Origin of the sequence: Rhizobium sp. YTU87027, assembly GCF_050644135.1 — a bacterium.
Taxonomy (GTDB): Bacteria; Pseudomonadota; Alphaproteobacteria; order Rhizobiales; family Rhizobiaceae; genus Rhizobium.
In genome coordinates this window covers 2,032,295-2,049,752 of the sequence record NZ_CP098441.1, presented here as the reverse complement: position 1 = coordinate 2,049,752, position 17,458 = coordinate 2,032,295, and the positions used below count along the sequence as shown (strand labels likewise).

Below are 17,458 nucleotides of genomic sequence, written 5' to 3'. Positions count from 1 at the left end.
GATTCTTTCCTCAGTTCGTTCCAATAGCCTAAGCGCCGACATCGTTAACGAAAGGTTTGTCCGGTTATTGTTTCGCCTTCAAGCGATAATTCGCCCTTTTTGCGTAGTTTCACAACTAACTCGATTCGGGAGATTCGGCAAACCCTTGGCGGATGCCCAATATCCGCCTGCCCGTGGACGACGCGCAGCAAAAAACGCTCCTCAGCCTGTTGCCGAGGAGCGTAGTGCAATTGCGGGGTCAGGAAGAGCCAAGCAGGTGACGGCGCGACCGCGCCGCAGATATCTCAATTGGCCATCAAATGGCTCATGGACACAAGGCCACCACGAGGCTCAAAATGAGTGCATCTTGCGATGACGTTGCACTTCCGCCGCCTCAGGGCTGCACGACGATCACGGTCGCAGGCGCCGCCTCGTCTTCGACCGGTGCACCGGCATCGGGATCCGACACTGGTTCTTCCACAGGCAAGGTATCTCTAATCTGATCTATCTTGCCGAAGGCCGGGCCGACACCCAGGATGTCTTTCGCCCGCGCAAGAGCTCCATCCGACACAACGCCATCCTTGGTGAAGCCCGAAAGTGCCTCACGCAGTGCTTCGTCGCCAAGCGCCGGGTCGGTGGGAATGGCATCAGGTCCATTTTCGGCCTCGAACTCGGCGTAGGCCATCACGTAGGCCGCAACCGCCGCCATTCGCGGATCGTTGGAATGCATGTAGGCATGGTAGTTCCTGTTCAGCGAATTCATTCCGGCAAAATCGGACTTGGGGGATTTTGCGCCGGTCGGCGCGACCCTGGTCTTTGTGGCCGCGCCAGATTTCTTCTCATGCGTGAAGTACGATTTCAAGGTCGGGCGATCGCTGCTGCCGTTATCCTTGCTCTTTCCATGGGTACCGGCAGCGCCCGACTTTCCGTGGCTGGAATTGCTGTTGGCGTGGCTCCCGCCGCTACCGTTGCCGCCTCCATTGCCATGCCCGTTGCCGTTGCCACCCCCGGAATTGCCGTTGCCGTTTCCTCCCTTTGCAAGGGCGATCTCGGACAGGCCCATTGCGGTGCCTGCCAATGGCGCAACCGCAATTGTCAGCGCAAGGACGCTGCGTCCAAGAATAGTGGAAATGCTCATATCAACCTCCCGGCTTGATGCCGTCAGCGCTTCTGGTCGTTCGTGGGGCCGGAAAGCATGATTGCGAGCGGGGCGGGCTCGAAGCGAGCTTTCCGGCCTGGCGCGGTCACCCCGCGTTCCAAGTCACAGAAACGTTAGCCTGCGTCCGGTGACAGTTCCACGGGGATCAGACCATTGCTCAGCCGGCTAGGACCTAGGTCTGATCCGTCACAGACCAAAGGTCCGAAAATCGATTGCCGTGACGCGATATTGTTTGACCCCTCAGTTGAAGGCGGTAATTCTGCAATTTCAATGAACTGAAGAGCCGCCGCTGGGCGGTCGATCCGAGATGTCTCGTGCGGCCCCGTGAACTCATAAAACGATGGAACTCACAATCGCTTGCCAAGCAGTTCCTGCTCACTGGGGGTGTCGTGTCGCTCGTGGCCATGGCATTGGTCGGTGCGTTCGTCAGCAGTCTGATCGAGGACGCGGTAACCCGTAACTCTGCGGCAGCCACAGCTCTTTATGTCGACAGTGTGATTGCACCGCTCCTGCCGGATATGCTCGCGGGCCAGGCGCTCGACGATACGGTTTCGCGCGCTCTTGACGAGACACTCGGGCAGGGTGCGCTTGGAAACCGCCTGATGTCGTTCAGGCTTTGGCGCGCAGACGGCACCGTTCTCTACTCGAACGACAAAAGCATGCAAGGAAAGCGCTTCGAACTGAACGATGATCTCAAGACGGCCTTCTCGGGCAAGATGGTTGCGCAATTCAATCGCCTTGAAGACCCCGAGGATCAGGCCGAGCGGACGAGCGGCAAGCCTCTGCTTGAGATCTACAATCCCGTTCTCCAGCCATGGTCGGGGCAGGTCGTCGCTGTCTCCGAATTCTATGAAGTCGCCAATGATTTCCAGCGCAGTCTCAATCAGGCGCGCTTGCATAGCTGGATGGCTGTTGCGGCCTTTACGTTGGCCTTTTTCATCGTTCTGTCGGCCATCGTCTTGAGAGGCAGCAGGACAATCGAAGAGCAACGGCAAACCCTGAAGCGCCGCATCGACGATCTTTCTGCGCTGTTGTCGCAGAACCAGGCGCTGCGGGCGCGTGTCCAACGCGCGTCGCGGCGCGCCACGTCGCTCAACGAGAGCCATCTGCGGCGCATCGGCGCCGACCTTCATGATGGGCCGGCGCAATTGGTCGCGTTTGCCTCACTGCGCCTCGACAGCAATAAGCTGGTCGATCCCGCCACACCTGCAGCCCTACGCGAGCGCGAAATTGCAGCAATCAAGGCAAGCCTTGACGAGGCGATGCATGAGATCAGGACAATCTGCAACGGCCTGGTATTGCCGCAGATCGAGGCCGCAAGTCTGCCGGAAATATTGGAGCGCAGCGTGCGTGCGCATGAACAGCGAACCGGATCGCGCGTTGATCTATCGATCGGAGAGGCGCCCGAGCACCTTTCGCCGTCTGCCAAGATCTGCATATATCGCTTCGTGCAGGAAGGATTGAACAATGGCTACCGTCACGGCGGTGGTATAGAACAACGCGTGGCGCAGCGCATGGAAGGCGACCGCGTCAGCGTAGAGGTCTCTGACGGAGGTTCCGGTTTTGATCCCGACGACGTCGGGCCTGCCAGCCTCGGCCTTGCCGGCCTTAGAGAGCGGATTGAAAGCCTTGGCGGCACCTTCCATCTCCAATCGTCCGCACAAGGCACCATAGTCAGCATGTCGCTTAGCAGCGAGGAGATTGCCCAGACATGACAACCGCAATTCGCGTCGCAGTGATTGACGACCACCCCTTGTTCAGGGAGGGAGTAAGCCGGAGCCTTTCAGAGATCGACGGATTTCAAATTGTCGCTGAAGGAAGCACGAAGGACGATGCCATCGAGGTGGCCGAGAACCTGCAACCGGACGTCCTTCTGATGGACATTTCCATGCCCGGCGGCGGCTTGAACGCGATCGGCCCGATCCTGGAAAACGTACCATCACAAAAGATTGTCATGCTCACGGTTTCGGAGTCCAGCGACGACGTTACGGCTGCATTGAACAGCGGCGCGAAAGGGTACGTTTTGAAAGGGGTCGGCTCCAGGGCACTTGCAGAAATCATCCGTAGCGTGGCCGCCGGCGAAAGCTATGTCGCCCCGGCGCTGTCTGCACGGCTGCTTTCCAGTCGCGCCTTGCCCGACGCCAAGCGACCTTCCGCCATCGCCGCGCTTACGCCGCGCGAACAACAAGTCCTAGAGTTCGTCGCGTCCGGCTTGAGCAACAAGCACGTCGCAAGAAAGCTCGATCTTCACGAAAAGACCATCAAACATCACATGACGCAGATCATGGCCAAGCTTGGTGTCGCCAACCGAACGGAGGCGGCAATGGCACTGCGCGATGCCATCGACGGGCGCGACGATCAATGAGTGAAGGATTCCAGACGTGCTTCATCCGCTGAGGTCGCGCGTCGGTTGACAATTGTGCGCCCCCTTGCGTCTCTCATGATATAGCGGCCGTTCCGGATGAGTTCGCTCATACCGTCCCGGTGACGAACCTCCATCGCTGAGCTGTCCGCATCAGCCGCAGAGCCTGTCCCGGTCGTGGAACCGCTGCTGGAGTTGCCACTGCTATTGCCGTTGCCCCCGCTGTTTCCATTGCCGCCACTGTTGCCGTTGCCGCCGCCGTTGCCATTACCGCCATTGCCGCCGCCATTGCCGCCACTATTGCCGCCGCTGTTGCCTCCGCCGTTTCCATTGCCACCGCCATTGCCGCCTTTGGCGGCTTCTGCCGCCTGGAGACTGAGCTTGAGCGACGTACCTGAGACCACGATCTTGTATGGCATTGCCACGAGCGACAGACTGATCGACACAAAGCACAGGGCCGTAACAACCTTTCGATGCGAGAACATCGTCATTCCCCTGGATCCCCATGGTTTCTTCCAGCTTGCGGTCTGCGCGATCCTCGTCGCGCAATTTCAGCCGCCGCTGCTATACGCAGGAAGGAACCTGTGCGGCATCACAAATATCCACCATGCAACATTCTGAATTTGCTCATGGGTCAACAGCACCGTCAATTCGCAATCGTCACTTTCAGACCTTTCCTTGATGATGACAGGACGTTTGTCCGGCCAGCATAGGACCAAGGTCCGAGGGATTTCGCGAGAGCGACACGGCTGATGAGGGGTGGCAGCCGTCAGTCACCAGATGTTCACACCGGGACCGAAGTCGAATATTTCACCCGCTTCAAGGCGAAATGCGACGAGGACGCCGCCACGGCGTGGTGCGTAAGGATCCCTTGCATAAGCAATCGCTCATAATCTTGAACATCGGCGACGGCAACCCGCAGCAGGTAGTCCCAATCACCCGACATCGAATAGCATTCGAGCACCTCCTCGTGACTCTCCACGAAGCGCTCGAAATCACGTCTCGCGACCGGATCGTGCGCCTTCATTCGAACTTGGCAGAACACGGTCAGGCCGCGGCCAACTGCTTCGGGACTAACAAGCCGGACGGTCGGCCCAAGCATACCAGCTGCCTCAAGCGCCTTGATGCGTCGCCAGCACGAGGCGCTCGATGCCCCGACCCGCTCCGCCAACGCGGCGTGGCTGAGATCGCCCTCGCTTTGTAGCAGTCGGAGTATCTTTCGGTCGACATTGTCAATATCCGGCATTTTCATCGGAATCTCTCATTTCGCGATATGTGCGTTTCTGATGCCACAATGCTTTCGGCGAAACTATACCGTCAGCACGCGTTCTGCGCGCCACTTAGTTCAAAGAGTAGCGCGGTTCGTCGATGATGAAATGCCTTGATGGATGAGCCCTGGCCAAACGCACTTGGCGAGCACATCGGGTCGTTCGCTCGGTTGCCGCGTCAGCCGCCAGCGGCGTAACGCAGGAGCGATGTCAGACCGGGGCGCTGAAGAAACTGAAATAGCCCCATGCCGCGACGAACAACGCAAGAACCGCCATTGCAATCGCGAGCTTGCGAAGGCCTGGCCGAGGTGGCCGCGGGGGCTTTCGACGTCGGAACTGAATGACATTATCGTTCATCGGCAGTGTCTCCTCGTGACGCATCATACGCTGTTTCGGGCGAGCAACGGCAGATGTCAAAGAGAAAAAGGCGCTCGACCCTTTCGGGGAGCGCCTTTTTCTTTCCCCGGACAGCGAACGCGACACATCCCAAGGACATGTTCTGCAGGCTATCGAAACGGGTAGTGAGCGCTAGATGGCATCGATGCCGCCAATTATCAAGTCGGCATGCCAAACTTTCTTGCGGCTCTCCCGCGCAACCTGCTTTCGGCAGTTTCGCTTTCGTGCTCGACCGCCCGTTTGCCTGGCCGCTCGCACAGTCGCCGTATTTAGCTGCCTTTGAAGCCAAGCATGCGGGAGCGGGTCAGGAAGCGCTTCTCTCTGCCGTTGTCGAGCGAGAACATGCCGCCGCGACCCGGTACGACGTCGATGATCAGTTGTGTGTGTTTCCAGGCCTGAAATTGGCTTGCGCTGATATAGACCGGGACGCCGGCGATCTCGCCGAGCTCGACGTCTTGGTCGCCGACAATGAAATCGTCGGCCGGATAGCACATCGGCGATGAGCCGTCGCAGCAGCCGCCGGATTGGTGAATGAGGATGTTGGGATGATCCTTGCGGATCTCCTCGATAAGCGCGATCGCACTGTCTGTGGCAATCACGCGTGGCTGGTCATCGATCGTCGGTTCCATCACCATCCTCCTGAAGCGGCCCGCCCCATTATCGGAGCGAGCCGTTGAACTGGGCTGAAAACACCGCTCTCAGAAGAAGCCGAGGGCCTTTTCGCTATAGCTCACGAGCATGTTCTTCGTCTGCTGATAGTGGTCGAGCATCATCTTGTGGGTCTCGCGACCGATGCCCGACTGCTTGTAGCCGCCAAAGGCGGCATGCGCGGGATAGGCGTGGTAGCAATTGGTCCATACACGACCCGCCTGGATGTCGCGGCCGAAGCGGTAGCAGCGGTTGGCGTCGCGGCTCCAGACGCCAGCGCCAAGACCGTAGAGCGTGTCGTTGGCGATCTCGAGTGCCTCCTTCTCGTCCTTGAACGTGGTCACGGACACGACCGGCCCGAAGATCTCCTCCTGGAAGATCCGCATCTTGTTGTGCCCCTTGAAGATCGTCGGCTTGACATAGTAGCCGTTGGCGAGTTCACCGCCGAGATCGTTGCGCGAGCCGCCCGCCAGGACCTCGGCGCCTTCCTGCTTGCCGATGTCGAGATAGGCGAGGATCTTCTCCAACTGTTCGTTGGAGGCCTGGGCGCCAATCATCGTGGCCGGGTCCAGGGGATTGCCCTGTTTGATGGCTTCGACGCGCTTGACGGCCTTTTCCATGAACCGGTCGTAGATCTCTTCCTGGATGAGCGCGCGGCTGGGGCATGTGCAGACCTCACCCTGGTTCAGAGCAAACATGGCGAAGCCTTCCAGTGCCTTATCCAGGAAGCCGTCGTCCTTAGCCATCACATCGGCAAAGAAGATGTTCGGCGACTTGCCGCCGAGTTCCAGCGTCACCGGAATGAGGTTCTGGCTGGCATACTGCATGATCAAACGACCGGTCGTCGTCTCGCCGGTAAAGGCGATCTTGGCGATCCGTGGGCTCGACGCCAGGGGCTTGCCGGCTTCAAGGCCGAAACCGTTGACAATATTGAGGACACCAGGCGGCAAGAGGTCACCGATGAGTTCAGCCCAGACCAGCAATGAAGCTGGTGTCTGCTCGGCCGGCTTGATCACGACACAATTGCCGGCCGCCAGTGCGGGGGCAAGCTTCCATGCCGCCATCAGGATCGGGAAGTTCCAGGGAATGATCTGGCCGACGACGCCGAGCGGCTCATGGAAGTGATAGGCGACGGTATCGTGGTCAATTTCCCCGATCGAGCCTTCCTGCGCGCGAATGCAGGAGGCGAAGTATCGGAAATGGTCGATCGCCAGAGGGATGTCGGCAGCCATCGTCTCGCGGATCGGCTTGCCGTTGTCCCACGTTTCGGCTTGCGCGAGGAGCTCCAGCTTGTCCTCCATGCGCTGGGCGATCTTCATCAGAATGTTGGATCGGTCGGTGGCCGACGTCCTGCCCCATTTTTCCCTGGCGGCGTGTGCAGCATCAAGCGCGGCATTGATATCCAGTTCGCTTGAGCGGGCCACTTCGCAGAGCTTACCTCCGGTCACGGGCGTAATGTTGTCGAAGTAGCGTCCCTCGATGGGCGCGCGCCACTCTCCGCCGATGAAGTTGCCGTATCTCGTCTTGAACGGCGACTCGACGATTTTCTGATGCAGCATTTGATCCTCCTCCTTGAAAGGTCCAGGTTCGCGGCGAACCGGTCAGAGGAAATTGCGCGAGTTTTGTTGCCGGAGATAGTGACCCGGGAGGATACCGCAGTGCACACTGTCGCACGCGTGCGACAGGCTGTCGCCAAAGCAGTCAATGAAGATTGAGCCGCTTCATCTTCCTGTGCAGTGTTGCCCGGCTCATGCCTAGCGCAACGGCAGCCTTAGACACATTTCCGCTTGAGCGGGACAGGGCACGTACCAGGGCTGCTCGTTCTGCCTCAACGAGATCCTCGTCTGCTGCAAAACTCTGCTCCTGGAGGGCATCGGTGGCCGGAAGCCCAGCCGAAATGCGCCGATCATCAAGCTGCAAGGCCAGTCGTGCGGCGCGGGTCGCGCCAAGGACGAGGTCATGCCTGTCGACGGCAAGCAGTGCCGCAGTCGGATTGCTGGCCGCCGGCACCATGACGAAGCGGGCTCCCACAAAGGCGCTTCTGAAAAGATTGATTTCGATGCGCAGCGCCGCGTCACGGACCATCTGGCCGAGGATTCCCAGTGTGACCTCGTTCACGTCGTGGCGGCACGTCGAGATGTCGAGCGCGGCGGCCAATTGGCCGCGATGATCCCTGATCGGCGCCGTCGTGCAGCTCAGACTGATGTTCGAACTGAAGAAATGCTGGTCCCGCAGGATGGTGACTGATCGTTCGTCGGCAATCGCGGTCCCGATGCCATTGGTACCGATGCTCGCTTCGGTCCACACCGAGCCGGTCCACAGGCCCAATTCATGAAAATGCCTGTCATCGCCTGCCAGACCGCGGCGTTCGAGTGCCACACCGTTGTGATCAGTCAATATGAGGCAACAACCGCTCCTGCCCACAGTCGCGAACAAACGATCGAGTTCGGCCGACGCGTCGGCAACGAGGTTCTCGGCGGCCTCCCGCGCTCTCTTCAGTTCGTGTTCGGAAAGGTGAAGCGGCGCGCGCATCTGTTCCGGGGCAAGCCGGTGCATGGCGATGCACCGCCGCCAGGACGCAACGATGGATGAGTTTGCGACGGCAGCATCCCTCTGGGTGCAGGTATAGACGTGCTCTGCATGCGCAGCGAGTTCACGCATTGGCTCCTCCAACCAATTGTGAGAGCAATTTGGCGCAAAGGTGTCGGTTTGGCAATTCTGGGCCTGGGGACGCATGAGGTGATGGCGAAAATTGCAAGGGGCCAACTGTCGCAGGACTGCGACAGTTGGCCCCTTGCGTAGCCGCTGCACCCCGCCTGAGTACTGCTGACGCCAAATTCCGGTCTATAAGGCGCCAGGTTCTTGCTGCGGTAGGAAAATTGCGCGATAGGTTTATCGGTTACGCGTGATCCATCGTCTATCACCAGCGCAACGGCAGCATATGGGATATCGCTTGCTTGAAAACACTTCGACGCCATTCGATCTCCGGCGTAGCCAAGCAGCGCTCCCGACATGATGATCGTCCCGGCATCAGTCCGGTCGATATCGCCGAGCACAATTCACGCACGACCCTCAGGCTGCTTCGGCGCCGGGGCGCACTGACGCGCCAGGAACTTTCCAAAGAGCTTGGCCTGACTGAACCGGCCATTACCGGAATTGTTCGCCGGCTCGCGTTGGCCGGGCTCGTTACCGAAAGCAAGCGCTTGACGACGGCACATTACACCGCGGCCGAATTCGGATTGCGTGGTGAAGCTCGCTATTCTCTCGGTGCCCGGATCGGCAAGCATGATGGCGAAATTGTCCTGATGGACCTTTCGGGCCAAATCGTTGGCCAGCAAACCGTCGCGACGCCCGACGATGTCATCGCCGCGCTCGGAGATCTTCGTCGAAGGGCCGGCCAAGGCCAGCTCGTCGGATACGGTATCGCAACATCGCCTGACGCCTTCATCAACCGCCAGCAGATGGAAACCGCACTGGCCGAAAAGGGCGAAGCGCTTTTCTTCCTCGATGATACCGAGGCGGCGATCGAGGCCGAGCGCGCATTGGGTATCGGGGAGCCGGAAGGCGGGATCGTCATGATCCTCACCGACGGCGCGGTCCGTGCCGGCCTCCTGATTGGTGGCAGGGTGTTCCGGGGCATCCATGGGCGCGCCGGACAAATCGGTGAAATGCGCTCGGGGATCGACGGAGCTAGTCTGAACGATGTTGCGACGCTGCCATCCCTGGAAGCCAGCTCAGTAGACAAGGACGGCTGGGTCGCGACCGCTGCTCGCCATCTTCACGAGGCGGTGCTCGCCATTTCGGGCTTCATAGCGCCAGGTGCGATCCTCATCGGCGGCTCCCTGCCCAGCGACGTCTTGGATGCCGTGGTCGCGCGCATGTCGCAGGAACGCGACGACAAGATTCGCGACCTGGTCATTGCGCCATGGATCCAACAGATCAGACGCGCAACGTTTCCCTGGGCGGGTGTCGCCCTCGGTGCGGCCTTGCGGCCGCTTGAGGCGATGGCGTTACCGGACTCGCGAGCATAAGCCTCGACGAGTGGCGCGCTACACCGGCGCCAAATCAGACGTCTGGGCCGGATGTCCCCCGAGCGGGCTGCGAACCCGCTGGGCCGGTTCGGCGGACGGAAGCCCGAGGCGGTGTGCCAGCGGAATGGCGGCGGCGCCGAGTGCGGCGGCATCCTCGGATCCTGCGGCCCTGTGCAACGACGGCGCCTGTGCACCAAGGCGGGTAATTTCCTCGTGCACGTAAAGGAGGAGTTCATCGATCAGTCGAACCGGAAAACGACCCCCGATAAGTACCCCTTCGGGGTCGACGATCATCCCTATGTTGACCACCGCCTGTGCGATCTTGACGCTCATCTTGCGCAACCACGCACTGATGAGGTTGCGGCCGGCCTCGTCAAGCTCCAGGAGATCGGAAGGCGTCGTTGCCTTGACCCCGTTTCGCTGCAGATAGTCCAGGAGAATGAAGAGGGAAAACATCTCACCCAGAGGTTGGGTGGTGCCAGCGTAAGGTCCCTCGTCGAAGACGACCGGTAGCCAGCCGATTTCCCCACCGAGACCACTGGCTCCCTTGTGCCGGACCCCGTCGATCACCAGGCTGCCGCCGAGGCAGGCGTTCGCCAGGATGTAGAAGAAACTGTCGATCTCGGTCCCAAGACCATATTCGATCTCGCCAAGTGCCGCGGCATTGGCATCGTTGTCGATGAAAACCGGATGGTCGGACAGTGCCTCCAAGGCGCCGCGCACGTCATAGCCGTTCCAGCGCCGATATTCCGCGGGAAATCCGATCACCGGCACCTCGCCGAGCCAATCGGGGATGGCAAGACCAACGCCTGCGAGCCTGCTTTCCTGAATGATCTTGCGACGACGAAAGGACGACATCGCGTCGGCCATGAGCGCCACGAAGTCGTCAGGCAGCAGAAACCGGCGCTCATGGTGGATGCGCCCACGCACAGTGCCTGTGGCGTCGACGGCAACGATCGTCAGATGGTCGCGATCGATGTTCGCGCCGATCGAAAAGACGCCATCCGGATCGATCTCCAATTCAATGGCCGGCTGCCCCCTCAGGCCATGTCGACGTCGCGCCTCCATGATGAGACCTTCGTCGAGCAGGCGCTCGACTATCCGGGTCACCGCCTGTTTGGTCAGCCTCGATTGCTCGGCTAGCTCCGTGCGTGAAATCGGTCCACCCCGATGAATTGCGGACAGGATCATGCTCCGGTTCGCGGCTGCAGCCTGCTCCGTGTTTGAGCCCGACACCAACACGTTCAATCTCCCGCCCGCGCATCAAACCAGTCCCGGCAGACTATGTGATTGGATCCTATAGAAAAAGGGACGATGCCGGCCCTTTCCATGTTTTCCTTGATTCAAGCCTTTGAAATCCGCCAACTCTTGACTTCGAAGGGCTTCAGCCCTGTTGCCGGCGTATCAGCCATCGGCTCTTCCAGGATGCTGACTGCTCCCCGGTTGCGCCAATTGGAGGGAAGCTTCAGCTCAAATGCTCCGCGGCGGCCCGCCGGTTCGTAGACGCGCACGATCAGGCCTTCACCTTCTTCCGCGGCCTTAACGGCCGAAAGTGCAGCGTCGATCCCGGTGACCCCAAGCGGCTGCCAGTTGCCAGTTGCGCGTCCCGTCACGGACGCGGCCAGCAGCGGCTGGTTCAGGTCTTCGGCCTCTTCCCGCACGCCGCCGTCATACCACGTACCTTCGTGGGGCATCAGCGCATAGGTGAAAGTCTGCAGCCCTTCGTCGGCAAGCGGATCGGGATAGATTGGAGAACGCAGGAGAGAAAGACCAAGGACACCGTTTCGCACGCTGTGCCCGTATTTCGCATCGTTCAGGATGGCAACGCCGAATCCAGGCTCGGACAGGTCCGCAAACCGGTGGGCCGGTGCCTCGAACATCGCCGCGTCCCAGGATGTGTTTGAGTGCGTCGGCCGCTCGACCACGCCATAGGCGCATTCACAGGTTGCGCGCGCGTTGCGTACCGCCACGCTCGTCTCGGTGCGCAAAAAGGCGCGGCGATCATGCCAATCGAGTTCGGTTTCAATATCGAGGCGCCGGGAATTGGCGCCGAGCGACAGCACTTGCGTGATATGCGAATGCCGCCACGTTCTGACGATCCTGATCGCGACCCGTTGGGATCCGTTCTCGATCACCTCGAGGCTGTCGAGCGCGCTGATCTCTTCTTTGCGCGCGCCGTAGTCTTCCTCGACGTCCCAGGCATCCCAGTTGCGAGGCTTGTCTACCGGGTAAACGAAGAGGCGATTGCCACGGCCCTCCAGGGCTTCGCGACCGGTGGCCTTATGAATAATGCTCGCGATCGAACCATCCTTGGCCAGGGTGACTTTCAAAACGGCATTTTCCAAATGCTCGCTGCTGACCGAAAGGCCGGGCTTGGGCTGCAGCGCCTGGGGAGCAACGACCGCAATGCCGAGCGGGGCGATCAGCGCTTCGCAGGAGACCGTTCCTCCGTCAGGAAGCGTCAGCCGCAGCGGGCGTGCAGACAGGGACGGATTGACAACGAGTAGGTTGTCGCCGATGCCAGCCGGCAATTGCGCAGCAATTGCTTCCATAGCCTTGGTCTGTGCCGTTTTCCCGGCGGAAATGACGGCTTCGAGTTCGTCGGCGGCATCGAGATAGACTTCCGCGATGGATGAGCCCGGTAAGATGTCATGGAATTCATTCTTCAAGACGATGCGCCACTCCGGCTCCATCGACCTCGGTTGCTCGCCACCCATCAGATGCGCCAGTCCAAACAGGGTCTCGGCCGTAATGAGGCTACGCTCGGCCTTGCGATGCAGCCGCTTTACGCTGCTTTGGCTCGTCAGGGTCGCGCGGTGCAGCTCGAGATAGATCTCGCCGCGCCAGGTTGCCAGATCCTTCTGTGACGCACGCTCATGTGCGCCCTTGAAGAAGTCGTGCACCTTCGACCAGTGTGCCTTTGGCAAGGTGGGAAATACGCGCAGCTGTTCCTCGCGGGCAATCATCTCAGGCGTGACGCCGCCGCCGCCATCCCCATACCCTACTGCAAGCAGGGTCGTGTCGTGCTTGCCCTTGTCCTTGAAGTTTCGCCAGGTTGGCACGAAGCAATCCGGGCGCACGAAGCCGTTATAGCCGTGCATAGGGTTGTCGAAGGTGTGGGTCAGGACCCGGCTCCCATCGAGACCCTCCCACCAGAAGAGATCGGAAGGAAATTTGTTGGTCTCCGACCAATTGACCTTGATCGTGAAGAAGCTGTTCATTCCGCCCTGGCGCAACAACTGGGGAAGGGCGCCGGAGAAGCCGAAGCAATCCGGCAGCCAGCAGACACTGTGTCGCACGCCAAACGTCTTCTCGAAATAGCGCTGCCCGTAGAGGATCTGCCGGCTAAGGCTTTCACCGGTCGGCATGTTCGTATCGGGCTCGACCCACATGCCACCGATTGTCTCCCATTGCCCTTGTCTTGTGCGCTCGATAATCCGTTCGAGAAGCGTTGGGTCGTCTTCTGCGATCTGCGCGTAGTAGTGCGCCGTCGACTGGTTGAAGCGAAAATCGGACGACTGTTCCATGAGGGAAAGCGCTGTATGAAATGTACGGCGCATCTTCCGCCGCGTTTCGCCATATGGCCAGAGCCAGGCGAGATCGATGTGCGCGTGGCCGGTCAAGGCGATTTCACCCTCCGGCGGGAACCGTTCACGCAGTTTCTTCAGCTGCGCAACGAGCGTCTCGTAAGCAGAAACCACGCTGGCGCGCTCGGCCTGATTGAGCCCTTCTGGCGAGGCCTCCAGCGGTGGCAGCTGCCAGATCTTTTGCTGCATCGGCGAGATGGCAGTGCGCGCCACGTAGGCGGCCGTTGACGAGGGCCACTCCAGCCCGCGCATCGTCGCCTCCGCGATATCGAGGAGGTGCGGAACAACCTCGTGCTCTTTAAGACTGTCGACTGCCTCGCAGATCTGACGCAGAAGCAGCCAGAGGTTATCGACTGCCGTATCCAGCCAGATCAGCGACGCGCGCTCCAGTTTCGGGCCGCGTACAGGCTCCCCGAACGGCAAGCGTGCGACCGTCTCCGACGCGATCTCGACCGTCCGGGAGGGGAGGGAAAATTCGCGGTGATAGGGATCGAGGCCAAGCCTCCTTTCATTCCCCGCCTCGTCGGTGATCGTGATCAGGCTTTCTCCGCCCAGATCGAGCGACAAACGGGCATCTTCCAGCGGCCAGTGACCGGGCACTTTGGCAGACGCTGCAAAATCGACGGCGCCGTCGCTACGCGGCCAGGGCGCACCGATGGCAATCGGCTCACCACCGAATGTCCAGCCGTCAATCTGTACGGTTTCACGCGAGCGCCAGTATTCGAGCTCCGCGGTACGGACACGGAGGCGTTCAAGGCGTTGGAGCAGCGTAAGTGTCATAATGATATCCTGCGATTTGAAACAAGGATCAGCCCTTGACGGCACCTGCCGTCATCGCGCCGAGGATGAGCCGTTGAAGGGAAAGGAAGGCGACGATTGCCGGTACAACCGACACCAGGCAGGCTGCGGCCAGGAGTTGAATGGAGGAATCGTTCTGTGTTCCGGCGTACTGAAAGATACCGACACCGATCGGCATCAGGGATTCCTTGCTGATAAGCAGGAAGGGGACGAGGAACTGCGACCATCCCGCAATCACGGTGATGATGAAGGCAGATGCAATACCCGGCGTCGATAGCGGCAGTATGATCCGCCAGAAAACAGCAAAATGGCTGCACCCGTCGATCAGCGCCGCCTCATCGAGGCTGCGGGGAATCCCGTCGACGAAGCCCTTCAGGATCCAGGTCACCATCGGCACGGCAAGCGCGATATAGACCATTGCGGCACCGAAGCGGCTGTCTGTCAGGCCGATTGCCGCCATGTAGCGATAAAGCGGCACCATGATGACAAGCGGCGAGATCATCTGGAAGGCGAGCAGGACCATCATCCATGGGCCTTTCGCGCGAAACGGAAAACGCGAAAAGGCGTAGGCTGCCGGCAGCGCCACTGCCAGGCAGCCGATGGCGCTTGATGTGGACAGGATCAACGCATTCCACAGGTACCCGGCAAACTTGACGGAGGACAGGATCGTCGCGAAGTTGTCGAGCGTCGGTGCCTTTGGAATGAACCGGCTGACGCCGAGAAAGACTTCCTTGCGTGTCCTGAGTGCCAATGAGACAAGCCAGAGCAATGGCCAGGCAAAAAACAGGAATGTTACGGCAAGGAAAATGTAGCTGAAGAGGTCGCCGAGCCGATCTTCTTTCGACGTTCTCATGCCGGCTCTCCTCGCGGAAGGAAGCGCGCATAAGCAAGCGCAAGGCTAAGGCTGATGACGAGCATCAGGATCGATAGCACGGCACCTGCCGCAAGGTCGTAGTTTCGAAACACCACATTGAACGTGTAAAGCGACAGCACTTCGGTCGCCCGTCCGGGTCCGCCACCGGTCAGGGAGATGATGGCATCGAACGTGTTCAGTGTCTGTATCGTGATCAGGATCATGTTGACGAGGATCGCCGTGCGCAGTTGTGGCAAAGTGATGTAGAACATGCGCTGGCGGGCATTGGCGCCGTCCATCAAGGCAGCCTCGTAAAGCTCGGGATCGATCGCCTTGATGGCAGCATACATGACAACCATTGAAAAGGCCGTCCCGCGCCAGACGTTGGAGATGACGACGGACCACATGACCATGGCGGGATCGGAAAGCCACTGCACCGGGGCAGCCCCCACCATGCGCAACAGGCTGTTCAGGCCGCCGAAGGGCGCTTCGTTGAACAGCATCTTCCAGATGATGCCGCCGGCAATGCCGGGAACGACCCATGCGACGAGCGCAGTGGTGCGCACGATGGTTGATCCAAACAGGCCACGCTTTTCGCTGCGCACCACGACCTGGGCGGTGAAGAAACCGAGCACCTGTTGGGCGATGACGCTCGACGCCGTGAAGACGAAGGTGACCCAGAGTATCTGGGCGAGCTCGGGTTTTGAGAGAGTGTGGATGATTGTTTGCAGCGTGTATTGCTGATCGTTGCCGACGAGCGAAATATTGGTGAAGGCAAAGCGCAATACGTCGAGCAGCGGATAGAGATAGAAGACGCCCAGCACGAAAATGAGTGGCGCAAGCCAGGGGAGGGGCGATGGATTACGCCGGCGACTGGTACCTACGCCGAGCCTTTGCGGACGCTCGGCTGCAATGCTTGCATTCATCATCGATCAGTCCGGTCCATTGTCCTTAAAAGGATGACGTCCAGTCGGGGCCGACGGCGCAAAGGAGGGACTTTGCGCCGCCGATCGATCACTCAGCTCCGTTTGAAGGCGCTGAGAGAAGCGCTAAAGGCCTCGTCCACCGCAGCCTCGGTGGCCTGCGTGCCGGTCAGCACCTTACCCATCATGATCTGGATCTGGTTCGAGATCTCGGGATAGACCGGAGCGCCGGGCCTTGCCTGGCCGACCTTCAAGGCTGCAGCGAATGTCTTGTTGGCATCGCTCGAAAACACCTCGTATTTATCGTAAAGGTCAGCACGTGTGGGGAGCTGCTCCTGCAGCGCGTTGGCAGGCCCCATATAGACTTCACGCGCGAGATCGGCGCAGACCTTGACCTTGGCGGGATCCTTGCTGAAGGCGGCAACTGTCCAGCCACCAGTGCCGGTCGAGCGCTGATCCGCCGTCGGTCCTGGAAGCGGCGAGAAGCTCCACTTCGCAAATTCGTTGGGATCGAGTGCTGTCTTCAGCTGCGCATATTGCCAGTTGCCGCCGACGAAAAGCGCGGTGGTGCCGGCTGCCGCGGCGGCATTGAAGTCGTCGTAATTGCCGATCGTTGCCACGCGCTTTGGCGCCGCCCCGGATTCGACGAGATCGCGGTAGTAGTTGACAGCCTTGATGAATTTCTCGCGGTTTTCGCCTTCGCCGAAGATTGGCTTGCCTTCGTCATCGACCAGTTTGCCGCCCTGCGCCCAGAAATTCGCCAGCCAGTCGAAGGTCGTTCCCTCGTAGCGGCTACCATTGAACAGGACCCCTTCCATACCCTTTTCGACAGACGACAATGCCGCCTTCTTCAGGTCATCCCAGGTCTTGGGAGCATCGGGAACGATGTCCTTGTTGCGATAAAGGACGCGCAGGTCCGTCGACCACCACCACGCATAGATGTTGCCATCGGTGCCGGTGATGCCGTCGCGGATAAACGGAAAGAGTTGAGCGATCTCGTCCTTGCTGAAGTAGGGGGAGAAGGACTGCAAGACGCCGGCCTTCTTGAACAATGGCAGCACGAAAGAATCTACGGCCGCGCAATCGGGAGCCGAGCCTGACTTTGCCTGTTCGAGCATGCGGGCCTGCTCCTGACCGATGTCACCCGACATCATCTGCAGCTCGATCTGCCAGTCGGGACGCTTGGCGATGAAATCGTTAAAGAGCTTGCTATAACCCTGCGCATAAGCCGGTTCGTTGTTGCGCGGGCCATCTGTGGTCATTCGGAAAACCATCTTGTTTGGTGCATCGGGCTTGCCGACGATGTCACCGGTGATGGTGTCTTGAGCGATGCTGAGCTGCGGCAGTGCGAAAATCGTGCTGGCAGCAAGCGCAAGCGTAATTGCCTTCTTCCTCACCCTATGTCCTCCCTGAACAGGATCCATGACGTGCTCTTTGCCTCCACACATCGAGCC

15 protein-coding genes are annotated in these 17,458 nt (G+C 59.9%); 3 read left to right on the top strand and 12 right to left on the bottom strand.

Annotation, left to right across the window (positions count from 1 at the left end; all coding sequences use genetic code 11):
- Positions 1 to 373 precede the first annotated feature (373 nt).
- Positions 374 to 1,117, bottom strand: a complete 744-nt coding sequence (locus NBG89_RS28670; protein ID WP_431323656.1) for a hypothetical protein — start codon at positions 1,115 to 1,117, stop codon at positions 374 to 376.
- Positions 1,118 to 1,452: 335 nt separating this feature from the next.
- Here NBG89_RS28670 and NBG89_RS28665 point away from each other — a divergent pair, with 335 nt between their 5' ends.
- Together NBG89_RS28665 and NBG89_RS28660 are read left to right on the top strand one after the other, a co-directional pair.
- The gene (locus NBG89_RS28665) at positions 1,453 to 2,853 is read left to right on the top strand and encodes a sensor histidine kinase (protein WP_431323655.1); all 1,401 of its coding nucleotides are present in this window, start codon (positions 1,453 to 1,455) and stop codon (positions 2,851 to 2,853) included.
- Complete coding sequence (locus NBG89_RS28660) at positions 2,850 to 3,503, top strand: response regulator (protein ID WP_431323654.1); 654 nt, start codon at positions 2,850 to 2,852, stop codon at positions 3,501 to 3,503. Before NBG89_RS28665 ends, NBG89_RS28660 begins: the two co-directional genes overlap by 4 nt.
- Here NBG89_RS28660 and NBG89_RS28655 read toward each other — a convergent pair.
- From NBG89_RS28655 to NBG89_RS28630, 6 genes are all read right to left on the bottom strand, one after another.
- Positions 3,497 to 3,985: a hypothetical protein gene (locus NBG89_RS28655; protein WP_431323653.1), complete on the bottom strand. Its 489-nt coding sequence runs from the start codon at positions 3,983 to 3,985 to the stop codon at positions 3,497 to 3,499. The genes NBG89_RS28660 and NBG89_RS28655 overlap by 7 nt on opposite strands.
- A gap of 299 nt (positions 3,986 to 4,284) precedes the next feature.
- On the bottom strand, positions 4,285 to 4,752 hold the full coding sequence (locus NBG89_RS28650) for an Lrp/AsnC family transcriptional regulator (protein WP_431323652.1): 468 nt from the start codon (positions 4,750 to 4,752) through the stop codon (positions 4,285 to 4,287).
- Positions 4,753 to 4,978: 226 nt separating this feature from the next.
- Complete coding sequence (locus NBG89_RS28645; RefSeq protein ID WP_431323651.1) at positions 4,979 to 5,125, bottom strand: hypothetical protein; 147 nt, start codon at positions 5,123 to 5,125, stop codon at positions 4,979 to 4,981.
- 308 nt (positions 5,126 to 5,433) lie between these two features.
- Positions 5,434 to 5,793: a DUF779 domain-containing protein gene (locus tag NBG89_RS28640; protein ID WP_431323650.1), complete on the bottom strand. Its 360-nt coding sequence runs from the start codon at positions 5,791 to 5,793 to the stop codon at positions 5,434 to 5,436.
- A gap of 69 nt (positions 5,794 to 5,862) precedes the next feature.
- Positions 5,863 to 7,371, bottom strand: a complete 1,509-nt coding sequence (gene adh / locus NBG89_RS28635; protein WP_431323649.1) for an aldehyde dehydrogenase — start codon at positions 7,369 to 7,371, stop codon at positions 5,863 to 5,865.
- A 142-nt stretch (positions 7,372 to 7,513) separates the two neighbouring features.
- Positions 7,514 to 8,473 (bottom strand): helix-turn-helix domain-containing protein, encoded by a 960-nt coding sequence (locus tag NBG89_RS28630; protein ID WP_431323648.1) that lies wholly within the window; start codon positions 8,471 to 8,473, stop codon positions 7,514 to 7,516.
- A gap of 296 nt (positions 8,474 to 8,769) precedes the next feature.
- Here NBG89_RS28630 and NBG89_RS28625 point away from each other — a divergent pair, with 296 nt between their 5' ends.
- Complete coding sequence (locus NBG89_RS28625) at positions 8,770 to 9,843, top strand: MarR family transcriptional regulator (protein WP_431323647.1); 1,074 nt, start codon at positions 8,770 to 8,772, stop codon at positions 9,841 to 9,843.
- Between the two features lie 18 nt (positions 9,844 to 9,861).
- On the opposite strand, the gene NBG89_RS28620 is transcribed toward NBG89_RS28625, so the two are convergent.
- The 5 genes from NBG89_RS28620 to NBG89_RS28600 all read right to left on the bottom strand — a co-directional run bounded on the left by NBG89_RS28620 (position 9,862) and on the right by NBG89_RS28600 (position 17,452).
- On the bottom strand, positions 9,862 to 11,085 hold the full coding sequence (locus tag NBG89_RS28620; protein WP_431323646.1) for an ROK family transcriptional regulator: 1,224 nt from the start codon (positions 11,083 to 11,085) through the stop codon (positions 9,862 to 9,864).
- 101 nt (positions 11,086 to 11,186) lie between these two features.
- Positions 11,187 to 14,210, bottom strand: coding sequence for an alpha-mannosidase (locus NBG89_RS28615; protein ID WP_431323645.1), 3,024 nt, complete (start codon positions 14,208 to 14,210; stop codon positions 11,187 to 11,189).
- A gap of 28 nt (positions 14,211 to 14,238) precedes the next feature.
- Positions 14,239 to 15,081 (bottom strand): carbohydrate ABC transporter permease, encoded by an 843-nt coding sequence (locus NBG89_RS28610; RefSeq protein WP_431323644.1) that lies wholly within the window; start codon positions 15,079 to 15,081, stop codon positions 14,239 to 14,241.
- On the bottom strand, positions 15,078 to 16,010 hold the full coding sequence (locus NBG89_RS28605; protein WP_431323643.1) for a carbohydrate ABC transporter permease: 933 nt from the start codon (positions 16,008 to 16,010) through the stop codon (positions 15,078 to 15,080). The genes NBG89_RS28610 and NBG89_RS28605 overlap by 4 nt, the downstream gene beginning before the upstream one ends.
- A gap of 89 nt (positions 16,011 to 16,099) precedes the next feature.
- Positions 16,100 to 17,452 carry an extracellular solute-binding protein gene (locus tag NBG89_RS28600; RefSeq protein WP_431323642.1) on the bottom strand — a complete coding sequence of 451 codons (1,353 nt, stop codon included), beginning with the start codon at positions 17,450 to 17,452 and terminating at the stop codon, positions 16,100 to 16,102.
- Between the last annotated feature and the right edge of the window lie 6 nt (positions 17,453 to 17,458).

Bases quoted from the DNA above. Each gene is read 5' to 3' on its own strand.
- NBG89_RS28670 (WP_431323656.1), bottom strand. From the start codon at position 1,117: ATGAGCATTTCCACTATTCTTGGACGCAGCGTCCTTGCGCTGACAATT.
- NBG89_RS28660 (WP_431323654.1), top strand. From the start codon at position 2,850: ATGACAACCGCAATTCGCGTCGCAGTGATTGACGACCACCCCTTGTTC.
- NBG89_RS28655 (WP_431323653.1), bottom strand. From the start codon at position 3,985: ATGTTCTCGCATCGAAAGGTTGTTACGGCCCTGTGCTTTGTGTCGATC.
- NBG89_RS28650 (WP_431323652.1), bottom strand. From the start codon at position 4,752: ATGAAAATGCCGGATATTGACAATGTCGACCGAAAGATACTCCGACTG.
- NBG89_RS28645 (WP_431323651.1), bottom strand. From the start codon at position 5,125: ATGAACGATAATGTCATTCAGTTCCGACGTCGAAAGCCCCCGCGGCCA.
- NBG89_RS28640 (WP_431323650.1), bottom strand. From the start codon at position 5,793: ATGGAACCGACGATCGATGACCAGCCACGCGTGATTGCCACAGACAGT.
- adh (WP_431323649.1), bottom strand. From the start codon at position 7,371: ATGCTGCATCAGAAAATCGTCGAGTCGCCGTTCAAGACGAGATACGGC.
- NBG89_RS28630 (WP_431323648.1), bottom strand. From the start codon at position 8,473: ATGCGTGAACTCGCTGCGCATGCAGAGCACGTCTATACCTGCACCCAG.
- NBG89_RS28615 (WP_431323645.1), bottom strand. From the start codon at position 14,210: ATGACACTTACGCTGCTCCAACGCCTTGAACGCCTCCGTGTCCGTACC.
- NBG89_RS28610 (WP_431323644.1), bottom strand. From the start codon at position 15,081: ATGAGAACGTCGAAAGAAGATCGGCTCGGCGACCTCTTCAGCTACATT.
- NBG89_RS28605 (WP_431323643.1), bottom strand. From the start codon at position 16,010: ATGATGAATGCAAGCATTGCAGCCGAGCGTCCGCAAAGGCTCGGCGTA.
- NBG89_RS28600 (WP_431323642.1), bottom strand. From the start codon at position 17,452: ATGTGTGGAGGCAAAGAGCACGTCATGGATCCTGTTCAGGGAGGACAT.